General features: G+C 57.7%; 11 protein-coding genes and 7 pseudogenes. 11 read left to right on the forward strand and 7 right to left on the reverse strand.

Annotation, left to right across the window (positions count from 1 at the left end; genetic code table 11):
* Nucleotides 1-398: 398 nt before the first annotated feature.
* The gene (locus tag C3Y91_RS20755) at nt 399-644 is read right to left on the reverse strand and encodes a hypothetical protein (protein WP_018068215.1); all 246 of its coding nucleotides are present in this window, start codon (nt 642-644) and stop codon (nt 399-401) included.
* A 283-nt stretch (nt 645-927) separates the two neighbouring features.
* On the opposite strand from C3Y91_RS20755, the gene C3Y91_RS20760 reads away from it, so the two are divergent.
* On the forward strand, nt 928-1,824 hold the full coding sequence (locus tag C3Y91_RS20760) for an adenylate/guanylate cyclase domain-containing protein (protein WP_130657913.1): 897 nt from the start codon (nt 928-930) through the stop codon (nt 1,822-1,824).
* Nucleotides 1,825-2,629: 805 nt separating this feature from the next.
* On the opposite strand, the gene C3Y91_RS20765 is transcribed toward C3Y91_RS20760, so the two are convergent.
* Both C3Y91_RS20765 and C3Y91_RS20770 read right to left on the reverse strand, forming a co-directional pair.
* Nucleotides 2,630-2,794, reverse strand: coding sequence for a hypothetical protein (locus tag C3Y91_RS20765; protein WP_020397299.1), 165 nt, complete (start codon nt 2,792-2,794; stop codon nt 2,630-2,632).
* Nucleotides 2,795-2,869: 75 nt separating this feature from the next.
* Nucleotides 2,870-3,280: pseudogene (locus tag C3Y91_RS20770) on the reverse strand (CorA family divalent cation transporter); the annotation flags it as partial.
* 303 nt (nt 3,281-3,583) lie between these two features.
* On the opposite strand from C3Y91_RS20770, the pseudogene C3Y91_RS38580 reads away from it, so the two are divergent.
* A pseudogene (locus tag C3Y91_RS38580) lies at nt 3,584-3,868 on the forward strand (enoyl-CoA hydratase-related protein); the annotation flags it as partial.
* Here C3Y91_RS38580 and C3Y91_RS38585 read toward each other — a convergent pair.
* Nucleotides 3,868-4,362 (reverse strand): annotated as a pseudogene (locus C3Y91_RS38585) (acetoacetate decarboxylase family protein); the annotation flags it as partial. The pseudogenes C3Y91_RS38580 and C3Y91_RS38585 overlap by 1 nt on opposite strands.
* A 443-nt stretch (nt 4,363-4,805) precedes the next feature.
* The gene (locus tag C3Y91_RS20785; RefSeq protein ID WP_245278481.1) at nt 4,806-4,946 is read right to left on the reverse strand and encodes a hypothetical protein; all 141 of its coding nucleotides are present in this window, start codon (nt 4,944-4,946) and stop codon (nt 4,806-4,808) included.
* A gap of 348 nt (nt 4,947-5,294) precedes the next feature.
* On the opposite strand from C3Y91_RS20785, the pseudogene C3Y91_RS20790 reads away from it, so the two are divergent.
* From C3Y91_RS20790 to C3Y91_RS20825, 8 genes and pseudogenes are all read left to right on the forward strand, one after another.
* A pseudogene (locus C3Y91_RS20790) lies at nt 5,295-5,762 on the forward strand (transposase); the annotation flags it as partial.
* Nucleotides 5,763-6,336: 574 nt separating this feature from the next.
* Nucleotides 6,337-7,467, forward strand: a complete 1,131-nt coding sequence (locus C3Y91_RS20795) for a DUF3734 domain-containing protein (RefSeq protein ID WP_018483790.1) — start codon at nt 6,337-6,339, stop codon at nt 7,465-7,467.
* Entirely contained in the window at nt 7,464-8,204 is a 741-nt protein-coding gene (locus C3Y91_RS20800; protein ID WP_130657911.1) for an acetoacetate decarboxylase, read from the forward strand. Before C3Y91_RS20795 ends, C3Y91_RS20800 begins: the two co-directional genes overlap by 4 nt.
* A 12-nt stretch (nt 8,205-8,216) precedes the next feature.
* Nucleotides 8,217-8,999, forward strand: coding sequence for a 3-hydroxybutyrate dehydrogenase (locus C3Y91_RS20805; RefSeq protein WP_018483791.1), 783 nt, complete (start codon nt 8,217-8,219; stop codon nt 8,997-8,999).
* Nucleotides 9,000-9,173: 174 nt separating this feature from the next.
* Nucleotides 9,174-9,881 (forward strand): annotated as a pseudogene (locus C3Y91_RS20810) (IS6 family transposase).
* A gap of 137 nt (nt 9,882-10,018) precedes the next feature.
* Nucleotides 10,019-10,196, forward strand: a pseudogene (locus tag C3Y91_RS20815) (L,D-transpeptidase); the annotation flags it as partial.
* A 135-nt stretch (nt 10,197-10,331) separates the two neighbouring features.
* The gene (locus tag C3Y91_RS20820) at nt 10,332-10,451 is read left to right on the forward strand and encodes a hypothetical protein (protein ID WP_024324033.1); all 120 of its coding nucleotides are present in this window, start codon (nt 10,332-10,334) and stop codon (nt 10,449-10,451) included.
* Nucleotides 10,452-10,594: 143 nt separating this feature from the next.
* Entirely contained in the window at nt 10,595-11,179 is a 585-nt protein-coding gene (locus C3Y91_RS20825) for a hypothetical protein (protein ID WP_018068222.1), read from the forward strand.
* Nucleotides 11,180-11,929: 750 nt separating this feature from the next.
* On the opposite strand, the pseudogene C3Y91_RS20835 reads toward C3Y91_RS20825, so the two are convergent.
* Nucleotides 11,930-12,562 (reverse strand): annotated as a pseudogene (locus C3Y91_RS20835) (transposase); the annotation flags it as partial.
* A gap of 290 nt (nt 12,563-12,852) precedes the next feature.
* Between C3Y91_RS20835 and C3Y91_RS20840 the strand changes: the two are divergent.
* Nucleotides 12,853-13,161 (forward strand): type II toxin-antitoxin system RelB/DinJ family antitoxin, encoded by a 309-nt coding sequence (locus C3Y91_RS20840; protein WP_018483794.1) that lies wholly within the window; start codon nt 12,853-12,855, stop codon nt 13,159-13,161.
* A 163-nt stretch (nt 13,162-13,324) separates the two neighbouring features.
* Here C3Y91_RS20840 and C3Y91_RS20845 read toward each other — a convergent pair whose 3' ends face one another.
* The gene (locus tag C3Y91_RS20845; RefSeq protein ID WP_018483795.1) at nt 13,325-14,533 is read right to left on the reverse strand and encodes an MFS transporter; all 1,209 of its coding nucleotides are present in this window, start codon (nt 14,531-14,533) and stop codon (nt 13,325-13,327) included.
* Between the last annotated feature and the right edge of the window lie 29 nt (nt 14,534-14,562).

Below are 14,562 nucleotides of genomic sequence, written 5' to 3' on the forward strand. Positions count from 1 at the left end.
GCAGCGCTCGCTGAAGCGGGGCAGGACCTTGGGGCTTGGGATGTAGATGTTTGGCTCGGAGCGGGGATTTCGAGGAGGCTCAGGCTACTTCGTTTTTTGAAACCCTGGCTTGCGTTCCTCGGAAAAACCAGGGCGGCCGTGTACTACGCAGCATTGTTTATCGTGAAGGCCTGGGGTCTTCTCCGCCAGTCTCCCCTCCAAAATGGTACCGGGGGCTGCAAAGTCGTCAGCAAGTCTAACTATGCCTCACGCGATAAACGTGCAGACGAAGGATTTCGGACGACGCGGACAATGATGTGCACGCTCTCGCACGCGATCGCCGGTTCGAGAATAAGGTATTGTGCCGCTCTCGCGGTCATACGGTTCGAATCTCTCCCTTCTGCGGAACGATTGCAATTCTATCGCCCGAGAGGAGGCTCGGACAACGACGTGTCGAACACCAGTTGGTCGCGTACAAGGCCCGCAAGCTCGCCTTCGTCGCGAACGCCAAATTCGAACCAGTCGATAAGAATCCTTGCCGTCATCTGGGCGCGCAGGCTTCCTGTCTCGCAGCCGTATTCGGCGCACCAATTCTTGAGGATGCGGTCCAGGATCTCAATCGCCTCTGTGGTCAGCGGCTCTTTGGGCCAGTCCGTTGTTGCCATGTCGTTCCCCAGTTTGCGCTATCTTACCGGGCGGCGCGCATGACGCTATAGCGCGCGGGTCACATTCTTTAGCAATTTTGCATAGGCGCTCGCTGCAGTGCTGTGTCCTCTTCAAATCAAGCGGAACAACGAGGCAGCACGTCTCTTTCGGACGGGACACTGCGTGAGACCTGCCATGCGCGGAATCTTGCCCGTCACGATGAACGAAAACCCAGCGAACGCCGTTATGTGGTTGCAGCAAAAGTCTTAACTGCCAAAAACCGATTGTTGGGTATCCGTACAAATGGAAGCGCCGCCACTCGAACGCAAACTCGCCGCAATACTGGCCGCCGACGTCGAGGGATATTCTCGGCTGATGAACGCCAATGAGGAGCATACCCTGGCCCTGTTGACCCATCATCGGGCCATCATCGACCGGCTCATCGAAGCCTCGCACGGTCAGATTTTCGGGACGGCAGGCGATAGCGTCCTTGCGGAGTTTCCGAGTGTTCTCCAAGCATTCGACTGCGCTGTCGCAATACAGCAGTCACTGTGGCACGCCAACAATCGGTTTCCCGATGACGAGAAAATGCAATTGCGTATCGGAATCAACGTCGGTGACGTAATGGTCAAAAGTGGCGATATTTTTGGCGATGGAGTGAACATAGCGGCGCGCCTGGAAGCGTTGGCGGAGGCAGGCGGAATCTGCGTTACCCGAGGCGTTCGAGATCATCTGCGCGACAAGGTCGAAGCGAAATTCGAGGATCGCGGCGAGCATAAAGTGAAGAATATTGCCCGACCAATTCGGGTGTTTCGTGTCGTATTCGATGAGCGCGCGCGGCCGGGCAACATCGACGAACCGCCTGTCGACGAGATCGACAACAGCGCAAACGGCGAGCAGTTGAAGAGTGCGGATGCTGAAATCGTGTTCTGGCAGTCAGTGCAAGCCAGCGAAAGCTTAGAGGAATACCGGCTTTACCTCGACAATTACCCAAACGGCCAATTCGCTGAACTGGCAAAAAACCGTCTAGCCGATCCGGCGCAAGCAGAGGATCCCTCCGTCGAAGTCACATTCTGGGAGTCAATCAGGGACAAACAAAACCCCGCGCTGGTACGGGCCTATATGGAAAAATATCCGCGGGGCAAATTCCGCTCCTTGGCAAAAATCTTGCTGGAGGATCTCTCGGCTCGGTCCCAATGAGATCGGCCCGGTCCGGCATGAGCCGTCTCCTTTGCTCTGGGAGCGTTCTCAATCGATAAGCGAACGATCAGTTGTTCACCAGGTAGCGCAGCCTGCATCCTCTGACAGGACAACACTCACATGGATGATGACGGCACAACGTCAAGCGCAGGAGTCTACTGAGCGCTCTGATTATCAATTGCTTCCGCAACACTGTCCTCACCTGAAAGAGCTGCTCGAACCTCAGCCTCCTCCCAACCAGCCGCGACGACAGAGGTGATCAGCCGAGCCTGTTTTTCGGTTGAGGAAGATCTCGAAGTCTCGTCGAGATGGCTTCGCGCCGTGGTAAGACATTGCCGCGCGGGTGGCAGCGTCTTCGGAGTAAGTGAGAGATGCGACATAGGTCATTGGTATTGTCCTGGCGTTTGAACAAGGACATCAAGGAGACCAAGAAAGGTCCGGACGCTTGGCGATGCCGAGAACTCTTCCCGGAAACATCATTTCACACGTCGACCCGGCTCGGGTTCATGACGGGGCAATCATTGCTGCGAGATTTCTTGACCCTCAGCGAAGATGACGTATCTCGGCCTTTAAAAGCGGACTTGGTCGCCCTTTGCCCTCACAGTCGTTGAGCTCGTCAGCAAGGTCTTCAGCGTCCCGTTTGTCGAGCTGAACGAGATCTCTTCCGTTCGTGGCCGCTGGCAAGCCCGTTATAGAATCAAGGACCTGCCACTTCGCACTGCCATCCCCGGTAACCTGATATCTTCTCTCATCCCCGGGCCGAATGTTGCCAGCCCGATTGGCCGGTCGGTCCCCGCTGACGCGCTCAGAGCACATGGGAAGCAAACAGTGCGATCACCACGAGGACCGTCATGCCGGTCACAAGCGACCACAAGATCGCCTTTACTCGAGGATTGGTTCGGATTCGAGTGGCAATATCCGGAGTCGGCGGTATGCCAGCCGACTGGCTAGTGTCGAGATATCTTGTCATGGGATCGCCTCCTTGGCTGCCGGTAAAACGTCCGATGACGATCGCCGTTCCATGCGAATCAAGGTTTGAGCAGCCTTAAAGCCAGCCAGACCGTTTGAACCGAAAATAGAGTACCCCGCACATCGAGGCGATGACGGCAATAACGACGTAATATCCGTACTCGGTCTTGAGTTCGGGCATATCCTCGAAGTTCATGCCGTAGATTCCGGCAATCGCGGTCGGAACGGCTGCGATCGCCGCCCACGCTGCAAGCTGGCGCGTAATGGTCCCTTGACTCTGCTGTTCGAGGAGGTTGCTGGCCTCGAAGACCGAGGTGATGACGTCTTTCAAGCCAGCGACGGTTCCCTCAACGCGGCGCGCGTGGTCAAGTACATCCCTGAAGTAGTTCTTGGCCTCGACGTCGACACAGGGAAGGTCGAGATGGACGAGCTTGCCGCAGACCTCGGTCATCGGACCAAGCACTCGCTGAAAGCGAATCAACGTCCTAAAGCTTCGGCTGGCTAACTGATCGCATCGTAACTACGCGGGAGCACCTGACGTGCTCGCTTTAAGCGAGCCTGGCCCTTGGCGTGTGGGATCAGATCGTTCTCCAATCGAAGCTGATACGGCAAAGCCCATTGGAACTCGCCGGACATCCGGCGTCATCGAATGTGAAGTCCGTCATGGCCGCGTGAGGCCGGTACAAGATCGCGCTCCGGCGCTGATGTAAAGCTCCCTGGTAACTGAGAGCGGTCCTCTACCTCGCAAGCTACTTCCAACTTGCGACAGTTTACGACGGGAGTCCATCCATTGACGCTAGTAGCTTCGCTGAACTCGCTCCAGACGATCATCTATGAGAAGAAAGGCGCGACAGCCTTTGTAACGCTCAATCGTCCAGCGGTCCTGAATGCCCTGAACCAACTGGCTATTGCCGAATTGCGGATTGCGTTCGAGGACATTCAAAACGATCCTGCCATCCGCGGCGCCATTCTGACCGGCTCTAGTGACCGGGCATTTGTTGCCGGCGCAGACATTGCCGAGCTTTCGTCCTCCACGCCCGTCGACGCGGTGCGCCGGACGCGAGCCGGGCAGGATCTCTTCAATCTCCGACCGGCAATTGCGATCCAGAACGATAGCACGAATAGAGCCATTGCCAGCCGAGACGCACGCGTTTGGAAAATGCTGCCCCTCTTCTTGGGAGAGCCTTGCGTCCAACCTCGCGCCAGCGCGGCATCGTTGTCGCCAAAGACGGAGCGACACCACATTACCGGGGCGTTTCGATGCATAGCGTCGAGCAGCACGAACGCCTCCCGATACTGATAGCGGGCGGGATCAACATGTTCGTCGTCTTGCGCGGTGAACTGCCAGTCCAGGAACATCATGACAGCATGACCGTTCGACTTCGGATCGGAAGAAAGGCCGCTTGGCAAAGTCGCAGCTGTCGCGGCCGGATCGGCCCAGAATTCGACCCATAACATCGCGGAGTAGTGCCAGAGCGGCGGCAGGATCAGAACGGCAGTCGCCCGAGGCGAACGCGAGAAGACAAAACCCTTCAGCATTTCCGGGCTCTTCAGGGGCAGACAATCCATCCGCTGCCGGTGCGAAAAGGTTTATTCGGGCCGGAGTACTGCTGTTTGTATGGACATGCGACAGTCTTGCATTTCTCCGCACTCGTTCTTTGAAAAGGCAATGAGCTTCGACCGCCCAGCCGCTCGGAGCAATCAGATTGCGTAATTCGAGTAATCCGCCAGGACGTCATCTCGCACGGGCGGCTCAATTTGCTTGACCGAGCCCGAAGCCCACCTTCGAATTCCGACGGCGAGATCGGCGTCGCGATCACCTTCGGTCCGAGAACGTGGCCGAAATCTCCGCCCGCCGGGCGAGCACTTCAGGCGGCTCGCATGCGCACTCTGCTCGTCGAGTAGCAGGTGGTAGTCGCGATGCGGGCCCGAAATATGCAGTGGAAATCGCAGCCTGGACATTTGATCGACGGCCGCTTTTCTGTGGTCGGAATTTGGTGTGCGCAGGGAGTTCAGACGAGATCGCTGGCATCGACGCCGATCTGCCACACCGGCTTCAGGGTCGGATAGCCGCCGGTTGGGAGCTGGCCGGCATAGGTCTGCAGGGCACGGCGGACGCCGGCGGGGTTTTTCCACGGAAGCGCCGCTCTCATAGGCGAAGAACAGGGCCGAGAAGGCCATGACGTTGATGAGCGTTGCGAGCGTTTTCATGGGGCCATTTCCCTGCGGGTGCGGCGTTGAGTTGGTCGCGTCGGAACCGAGGCGATATGGTTAGCCGATAGAGCGATTGCTTGCGGCTCGTCGATTGTGCCGGAGAATAGAATAGCCCGCAGGCAGCCGAAATCGCCTGCTGGTGTAGGTGGGCCAATACCTAAGTGTGGTTACGCGGCCGGCAGGTTCGGACTAGCTTTTCTTCATCGCCTCACCCCCCGCTGAGGCGGGTAGCTTCCTCCCAGCTACCAGGCTTCGGTGTCCCTCCCTCCGAAGCCGCGGATCCTCCCCATAGTTTGACAAATCAGGGAACCGGCGATGTCTCGCAGCTGGAGCCGTTGCTCGACCAGATAGACGAAGAGATCGGCCAACTCACTGCCGATGGAGCCTATGATGGCACTCCAACCTACCACGCAGTTCTGCGCCACAGCTCAGGCGCGAGGGTCGTTATTCCACCGCGTTCGAACGCGGTTGAACGGCCCAACGTCCAAGCATGCTGCCAGAGAGACGGCCACATAGCCTCCATGCAGATAGACGGCCGGCTGAAATGGCAGACATCAACCGGCTATGGCAAACGGGCTTTGGTTGAAACCGCGATGGGTCGATACGAAGGCATCATTGGACCACGTTTGCGGGCTCTGTCGTGCCTTGCTCAGCAGACAGAGGCCGCGATCGGCGTCACCATCCTCAACCGAATGCTTGCCTGCGGACGCCCGAAATCTGTTCGTTTCCAAGCCTCGGCGGGAGCAATAAAATGAAATGTCTATCAAAGACTGAATCATGACCTGTTTCTGAACGCTGCACCAACGCCATTTTCAGCCACTATTTAAGCAAGTGGGCCTTCGCTTAAATAACGAAGTAGCTAAGGTAAGCGCTCTTAAATAAGCGCACGCCCCAGTCGAGCGCCTTGAAAGGATGCGACCCGAGGACCTTATCATCGGTTGAGTTGGATAACCCAAATTTATGGAACTAAGAGTGCTTCTGTCTCGAAGCGAGACTTCGTTGATTGAACCAGCTGACGACGCTGGTCGAACGGCGTAGCAAGCCTGAAATGAAGGATTGGCCTGGCGCGGGTGAATTCGCAGTCTACATCTCCACACAGCCAGTGTTGTCACATTTTGTTGCATTGCAAGATGCCCTCAGCAGGACTACCAAAAGGCCTCAATGATTGCGAAGAATGCGCCGTTGTGACTAGCAAGCCATTGAAATAACGTAGAATAAGATTAGGGAGGAAGCCTTCCTGCATTACTAAAATTTAATTTGCCCTGTGCAGCTCGATGGCCTTCCCTGGGCTATTTGTTAGCAGCAGCAGCATTTAAGGAAAAGCGACCCGTGAGTACTATTCCGACAGAGAAAACCGTGCTGGTGTTTCAGGGCGGTGGTGCTCTGGGTGCTTATCAGGCGGGCGCCTACGAGGCTTTGCACGAGGCCGGCGTCCGGCCCGACTGGCTGGCCGGCATTTCCATCGGTTCGATCAATTCGGCGATCATCGCCGGCAGCCCGGTCGATCGGCGCGTCGACAATCTGCGTACCTTCTGGCACCGGGTCTCCTCCGGCCTGCCCGGACATTTCCTCGGCAACGGCGATGCGATGCGGAAGTGGTTCAACGAATCCGCCGCGGTGCTCGGTTCCCTGACCGGCGTTCCCGGCTTCTTCACGCCACGGGCCTTCGCACCCTGGAACATTCCCGGCGATCCGATGGCCGCGATCAGCCTCTATGATACGGCACCACTGCAGGAGACGCTGGCGGGCCTGATCGATTTCGACCTGATCAATTCCGGCGCTATCCGGCTCAGCCTCGGTACCGTCGATGTGATGAGCGGTAATTTCAATTATTTCGACAACCGGCATTGCGATTTTACCACCCGCCACGTCGCCGCCTCCGGGGCGCTGCCGCCGAGCTTCGCGCCGGTCGAGATCGATGGCCGCTATTACTGGGATGGTGGCATCGTCTCCAACACGCCGCTGCAGCGCATTCTCGGCGCGGAGGAACTGGAAAGCGACCTGTGCATCTTCCAGGTCGATCTGTTCAGCGCCACGGGACCTTTGCCCAAGGATTTCTTCGATGTAGAGGCCCGTGAAAAGGAAATCCGCTTCTCCAGCCGCACACGCCTGAACACCGACCAGTTCCGCAAGCTACAGACGATCCGCATGGCGGCCAAGCGGTTGATGGAGAAATTGCCGGATGAGCTGAAGGACGATCCGGACGCGCGGCTGCTGGAAAAGATCGGCAATGATTCCGCCGTCACGATGGTACATCTGATCTATCGCCATGCCGCCTATGAAAGCGGGTCGAAGGACTACGAGTTTTCCCGGCTGTCCGTCGAGGAACACTGGAAGGCCGGGCACGACGACGTGGTCCACACGCTCACCCATCCGGACTGGCAGAACCGCACCCGCCCGACAAACGGGATCCGTGTCTTCGACCTTGCTGAAAAACATGTGCGCGAGAAAAAATCATGAAAATAGATGATGTAAGACGCAACGCATTCGCCATGCCGCTGACGAGCCCGTCCTATCCGCCTGGGCCGTACCGCTTCGTCAACCGCGAATACATGATCATCACCTACCGGACCGATCCGGAAGCCCTGCGCCGCGTGGTGCCGGAGCCGCTGAAATTCGACGAACCGCTGGTGAAATACGAATTCATCCGCATGCCGGATTCCACCGGATTCGGAGATTACACCGAATCCGGCCAGGTCATCCCGGTCACCTATGAGGGCGTCCATGGCGGCTACGTGCATTCCATGTATCTCAACGACGACGCGCCGATCGCCGGCGGCCGCGAGATCTGGGGCTTTCCGAAGAAGCTGGCCGAGCCGTCGCTGACTTCGGTCAAGGATGCGCTGGTCGGCACGCTCGATTATGGCGGCCAGCGGGTCGCCACCGCGACGATGGGCTTCAAGCATCGCACGCTCGACAAGGACAAGGTGCTGGAAGGCCTGCAGCAGCCGAACTTCATGCTGAAGATCATCCCGCATGTCGATTGCACGCCGCGCATCTGCGAACTGGTGCGCTATTACCTGGAGGACCTGACCGTCAAGGGCGCTTGGGAAGGGCCGGGCGCGCTGGCGCTTTTTCCGCATGCGCTGGCGCCGGTTGCCGACCTGCCGGTGCTTGAAGTCAAATCCGCCGTCCATATTCTCTCGGACCTGACGCTGGGCCTCGGCGAAGTGGTCCATGATTATCTTGCAAAATAGGGAGTTAAAACCATGAAACTCAAGGACAAGGTCTGCATCGTCACCGGCTCGGCCAGCGGCATAGGCCTGGCGATCGCCAGGAAATACGTGTCGGAAGGCGCCAAGGTCGTCATCGCCGACCTGAAGCTCGACGCGGCTGAAGCGACGGCGAAGGACCTGACCGCCGCCGGCCCGGGCGAAGCGATCGGCATCGCCATGGACGTGACCATCGAGGAAGCCGTCAATGCCGGCGTCGCTGCTGTCGTCGAAAAGTGGGGCCGGGTCGACGTGCTCGTCTCCAATGCCGGCATCCAGATCGTCAACAAGATCGAAGACTACGCCTTTTCCGACTGGAAAAGGATGCTGGCCATCCATCTCGACGGTGCCTTCCTGACGACCAAGGCCTGCATCCCGCACATGAAGGCGCAGAAGGGCGGCGCGATCATCTATATGGGCTCGGTACATTCGCATGAGGCCTCGCCGCTGAAGTCGGCCTATGTCACCGCCAAGCACGGCCTGCTCGGCCTTGCCCGCGTCGTCGCCAAGGAAGGCGGACCGGATGGTGTGCGCGCCAACGTCATCTGCCCCGGTTTCGTCCGGACGCCGCTCGTCGACAAGCAAATTCCGGAACAGGCAAAGGAACTCGGAATTTCCGAAGACGAGGTCATCAAGAAGGTAATGCTCGGCGGCACGGTGGATGCACAGTTTACCACGGTTGACGATGTCGCCGAAGTGGCGCTGCTGTTTGCCGGTTTCGAGACCAATGCTCTCACCGGCCAGTCACTAGTCGTCAGCCATGGCTGGTACATGCAGTAACGGTCTCGCTGAGGCATCGCAGCGGCTACAAGCAAATGTGGCGAAAAGGCATGTTACGACGCTGACGTATCGCGTGTCGTTGAAGCCTTAGCAAACAACGATCTTTCCCTTCGAACTGCCGCTGTGGCATCGTAACGTTAACCGAGCAGCGATCAAAATGTGGGATCTGGCGTCATGACCAGATTAGCTCGTTATCGTCGTCACCGATTTCCAGCTGGCGTGATTGCCCATGCGGTTTGGCTCTATTTCCGGTTTCCGTTGAGCCTGCGTATGGTCGAAGATCTGTTGGCCGAACGCGGCATCATGGTGTCTCACCAGACTGTAAGACTTTGGGCGGAGAAATTCGGTCGGCATTTCGCCAATGAAATACGGAGGCGATCCGCCTGCAAGCTCGGCGACAAATAGCATCTCGACGAGGTCGTCATCACCATCCAAGGAAAGAAACACTGGCTCTGGCGTGCCGTCGATCAGGATGGTTTTGTTCTCGACGCCCTGGTGCAAAGTCGCCGCAATGCCAAGGCTGCAAAACGCCTGATGCGAAAGCTTCTTAAGGGTCAAGGCCATTTGCCACGTGTGATGATCACCGACAAGCTCCCATCCTATGGCGCCGCAAAACGCGATATCATGCCCAGCGTCGAGCATCGCTCGCACAAGAGCTTGAACAATCGAGCCGAGAATTCCCATCAGCCGATCCGACGGCGTGAGAGGATCATGAAGCGGTTCAAGTCAGCGGGGCACCTTCAACGCTTCGTTTCCATCCACGACCCAATCGCCAATCTCGTGCACATTCCCCGCCACGATATTCCATCCGCCCACCATCGAGAACTGCGAGCCACCGCCATACAATTATGGTCCGATATCGCTCGCCTTGACGCCAACTGAACGAAAGCGACACGCCCGCTTTAATGCCTGAGCGCGTTAACTTTACGATGCCCGCCTGGCATTCGAATCGATCTGGTTGTCTGGCAATTAATCTCAGGCATCCGGCCGCTCGAGCATCGGTCTTCTGGACCAGAAGGCTTGGGGCGGCTACATCCTACCAGGGTGGGCAACATACCATGTTCCGGTTGCATGGCACGAACGCGCCTTGGTCCATCGGGCACGCGGTCTCGAACGGCTGCATCCGAATGACGAACGCCAATATCCTGGATCTTTTATAGCCGCGCGCCCGTGGGGACGCGGGCCTTGGTCATCTGATGCACGCTTACCAAGGGGGACAACGATCCGTTTGGTCTGTGACCTTTCTGCACTAGTTACTTATATAAGTAATCACTACTATCTGATTCGTCGCCGACCACAACGTGTGCGAATCTAAGGATAGGGGACTTCTTGATGAGCAGAATTCTAGTCTTGATCATTGCAATGTTCGCAGTCGCCAACCTGAGCGCCTGCGGGACGATCGGCAAGGGCAAGGGGAAAGCTCCGCCGCCAGCCGAGGCGGTCTACAAGTAACCACCAGTGTTTAGAATGTGGAGAAGGGCGATGCTGCCCTTCTCCACACATGCTTGGCTCGTTTTTCGACTTTCGACGCAAGACTGGCATATGAGCATTTTCAGGCCCGGCAACTGCCAGGGCTCGCAGTATGGAGCCTAGGAATGACGCTTGGAAGAGCCCGTCTGCCGCTCGTTATCCTGTCGGTATTTGCGATATCTTCGTGCCAGACGGAAGATAAAAGTCCCCAACCACATTTCACGACCAATAGCCGCGGCCAGAAAACCACCGGCACGGCTCAGGCCAATGCCGACACCCACTTCATCGAGTTTCGCTCGCGCTACGCACTGACCTATGGGCATACTTACGTCGTTTTCGGGCGTGTGGACGCGAACGGAAATATGATCGATCCCGAGGTTGCTGGCCTTGCCCCTGCCTCGCCGGATGCCGCGCCCTATGTCATGGGGCATTTCATACCGGTTCCGGCCACGACCGGGCAGACCGACGGCGATCTGGAAGAGCAGTACAGGTCGGCAAGCTGGCGGGTGATGCTCACGGACGACGAATACAGCGGCGTTGTCGCTTTTATCCGCGAGCAGCAAGCGAACTCCCATTTCTGGCAAGCGTCGGTCGACAATTGCAACAACTGGGTTGGCGAGATCGCGCGCCACATGGGCTACAAGACGCCCAGCATCTGGCTGAGGCCGCAGCAATTCATTACAGAACTTCGAGAAATGAACACAGTCTGAGTGCGTTTCGGCCTGCCTATTGGACGCCGTTTGGAGTGCGCCCTTGAGGGCGGACACTGATCAGGCCGCTGTTTTGCCAGTCTCCCGGATGTGTTAATCCTCGAACTGAAACGGGCTCAGGTAGCCGAGCGCTGAATGAAGTCTGCGTGTGTAAACCTTCCCCGTGAAGTGGGGAGGGTGTGGCTGGAGTGGCCATTTATCGGTCCCACGGGCGCTCTCGCCGCATCGCTCGTAACCGCCTCCTTCATCTTCCTTCTGTTTGCCGTCTTCGGCGCGTAGGCTGCTTGCGTCGGCCCACGTGCGATATCCTCATCAAGGATGATGATGATCAACGCTTTAGGATATTAAAGCGGCATTATGGAGCAAGTGCCGGCACTTGCTCCATAATGCCGCATATTTTCGGGGGCGCGTAGTCCTGTTTCTCTGACATCTTCATCTCCACTGTTCAGTCTGCCGTTGTCATGTCGTCGCCGGATAGTTCGATGGAAAGAGTGCGCGCTTGGTCTCCTCGTCGTTGACGCGCTTAAACGAATGATCCCTTCCGGCCTCCCGGGCGCGAACGACAGCGGGGCGCGCATCAATGGCCGCTTCACGTTGGGATACGCGCAAGCGGATCTTCGGCCACTTTGAGGACGCGCGAGGCCCGATCCAGCCATCCCCAAGCCGATATGTCCGCAATTGTGTAGGTATCCCCGACGGCGTTGGTGCAGCGTTCAGAAACAGGTCATGATTCAGTCTTTGATAGACATTTCATTTTATTGCTCCCGCCGAGGCTTGGAAACGAACAGATTTCGGGCGTCCGCAGGCAAGCATTCGGTTGAGGATGGTGACGCCGATCGCGGCCTCTGTCTGCTGAGCAAGGCACGACAGAGCCCGCAAACGTGGTCCAATGATGCCTTCGTATCGACCCATCGCGGTTTCAACCAAAGCCCGTTTGCCATAGCCGGTTGATGTCTGCCATTTCAGCCGGCCGTCTATCTGCATGGAGGCTATGTGGCCGTCTCTCTGGCAGCATGCTTGGACCAGCTGCGAGACATCGCCGGTTCCCTGATTTGTCAAACTATGTGGCATGATCTCGCCACCGTCGGCGTCAACAGCCAGATGCAGCTTGCGCCAACCACGCCGAGACTTCGCTCCGTGCTTTTCTTCCAGCCATTGGCCCGCGCCATAAATCTTCAACCCGGTGCTGTCAATCAAGACGTGAATCGGCCCGTCCGCCACGGATTGGCGGTCATTGCTTTTGCTCGATGGCTTCCAGGTTCTGGCCCGCCGGCTCAGCGTGGTGTGATCGGGCACAGCCAAATCCAATGCCATCAATTCCAAAACAGAGTTCAAGAAACCCTCGCTCTGGCGCAACCGCAATCCGAATACCATGCCCATTGAACTTCATCTTGCCGATGCGATGACGGCGGGCAGCGTTATGTTTGTGCGGCATGCGGGATCAATCAAGCTATTTTCGATACCAGCCCCATAGATCCAAAACGTTGAAATTTGGTCCGTGCACCAATGCCTTCCATATATGGCTGTTATCCCACACGATTGAGATTGGGCTCGTCGCTTCAGATACATTCAAGAGCAACTAGAGGAACGAGAACGGCCGAAGGCGGTCCTAAAAGCACTATGGCGTTTGTCATTCATTTGCATTATCATCTCGCTGAAAAGTGGAGATCGCTATGGCTGCAAATGCACTGGTACAAACTCGTATTGATGCCGAGGTTCGGGATCGTGCCTCCGCAGTGCTTGGAAATATGGGGCTGACCGTATCTGATGCGGTTCGTATCTTACTCACCCGAACGGCCAACGAAGGTGCGCTGCCGCTGGAGCTTCTTTCAGGCAGCGAGGCCCATGACGCTTGGTTTCGCACCAAGGTACTTGAAGCGCTGAACGATATTCGACCGGACGTCTCAGATGATGAAGTCGAGGCGCATTTCGCTGAACGTCGAGCGGCAGCCCGCCTTAGCGCGGGTGCGCGCAAATCGTGAAGCTTACCTGGTCTGCGTTTGCGTTATCGGATCGCGACGCCATTTTCACATACATAGAAGCAGAAAATCCGTCAGCCAAGGCGACGTATTAGACAAGTGTCCAGCTCTCGAGGACGTTTGCCAGTCAACGGTGGTCGCACTTGCTCAACCCGGAAGGTGAAGATCAGCTTCGAGGCTGCAGCAGCGCCAAGGCGATCGTCGATGCGGCTAGGACGGCGGTAACGGTCAAGGGACCGACAGCGCCGTAGTGATCGACGACATAGCCGCCGAGAACCGCGCCGATACTGATGGCGACCTGGAAGGAGACGACCATCAGGCTCCCCGCTGCCTCCAGAGCGTCGGGGGCTCCGCGGGACAGATTGGTCGGCAGCACTACCGGTGCCATGCCGAACGCGAAGCCCCAAAGTGAAACGAAGGTGAACGCAACGCCGATGTGAGCACCCGAAAGCACCAAGGCGAGCGCCGCAACGGCCATCAGCGCGGCAGTGACACCAAGCGCCAGGTGGATACTTGCGTCGGCCATTCGGCCACCGGCGACGTTGCCGATCACAGAGGCGATGCCAAACCCGAGCAGCGCTAAGGCAAGCCATTCGGTTTCAAGGTGCGTCACTTGTTCCAGGAACGGACGCAGGTAAACCGAGCCGGCAAAATGCCCTGTCATTAGCAGAAGGATGGCAAGCATTCCCAGTTGAACGCCACGCCGGGCTGTCAGCCGGAACACGTCGGCTAGGCTGTTGCTTGTGCTTGCCGGCAGCGTTGGCAAGCTGAGCGCCTGCAGCAGCATGGCAAGTGCGGCAAGTCCGGCGGTCATCGCCATGGCGATGCGCCATCCCAGCCAATCGCTGATCAAAGCGCCCATCGATGGCGCAGCTATGGTGGCGAGCGAGACGCCGAGGGTGACAACAGCCATGCCCCGACCTGTCGCATTGGCGCCAACCAATCTCGCTACGACCGCGACTGAAAGCGCCCAGAAGCCGCTGAGCGCGATGCCGAGCCCAGCCCGTCCCACCAACAATAGCCAAAAATCGGACGCTAGGGCTGCAAGAATATTGGATCCGATCGCCAACGCACTAAGACCGACCAGCACCCCCTTGCGGTTCAGTCTGCCGATGAAAACATTGCTCAATAGGGCCGTCACGGCGCCGACTGAAGCGGTAGCCGTGACGACCTGTCCGGCAGTTCCCTCGGTAATCCCGAGATCGCGCGCCATTGGCGTCAACAGGCCCGCCGGCAGGAACTCAGCCGATACAAGCGCAAAGCTTGTGGCGGCCATCGAAAGAACGGCAAACCAAGTGGCAACGCTCCAGGCGGCTGGCTTGCCGGTGTCAAAGTCTATCGCGGCGTTGTCGAGTTTCGATGTCGTGTCCGTCATAGAACTATCTCCACGTTCAGAGATTTCAT

Origin of the sequence: Rhizobium ruizarguesonis, assembly GCF_012349115.1 — a bacterium.
Lineage (GTDB): Bacteria > Pseudomonadota > Alphaproteobacteria > Rhizobiales > Rhizobiaceae > Rhizobium > Rhizobium ruizarguesonis.

What these genes read in the sequence shown, in the direction of transcription:
- C3Y91_RS20840 (WP_018483794.1), top strand. Translation starts at nt 12,853, where the DNA reads ATGGCTGCAAATGCACTGGTACAAACTCGTATTGATGCCGAGGTTCGG.
- C3Y91_RS20755 (WP_018068215.1), bottom strand. Translation starts at nt 644, where the DNA reads ATGGCAACAACGGACTGGCCCAAAGAGCCGCTGACCACAGAGGCGATT.
- C3Y91_RS20765 (WP_020397299.1), bottom strand. Translation starts at nt 2,794, where the DNA reads ATGACAAGATATCTCGACACTAGCCAGTCGGCTGGCATACCGCCGACT.
- C3Y91_RS20805 (WP_018483791.1), top strand. Translation starts at nt 8,217, where the DNA reads ATGAAACTCAAGGACAAGGTCTGCATCGTCACCGGCTCGGCCAGCGGC.
- C3Y91_RS20800 (WP_130657911.1), top strand. Translation starts at nt 7,464, where the DNA reads ATGAAAATAGATGATGTAAGACGCAACGCATTCGCCATGCCGCTGACG.
- C3Y91_RS20760 (WP_130657913.1), top strand. Translation starts at nt 928, where the DNA reads ATGGAAGCGCCGCCACTCGAACGCAAACTCGCCGCAATACTGGCCGCC.
- C3Y91_RS20845 (WP_018483795.1), bottom strand. Translation starts at nt 14,533, where the DNA reads ATGACGGACACGACATCGAAACTCGACAACGCCGCGATAGACTTTGAC.
- C3Y91_RS20820 (WP_024324033.1), top strand. Translation starts at nt 10,332, where the DNA reads ATGAGCAGAATTCTAGTCTTGATCATTGCAATGTTCGCAGTCGCCAAC.
- C3Y91_RS20825 (WP_018068222.1), top strand. Translation starts at nt 10,595, where the DNA reads ATGACGCTTGGAAGAGCCCGTCTGCCGCTCGTTATCCTGTCGGTATTT.
- C3Y91_RS20785 (WP_245278481.1), bottom strand. Translation starts at nt 4,946, where the DNA reads ATGAGAGCGGCGCTTCCGTGGAAAAACCCCGCCGGCGTCCGCCGTGCC.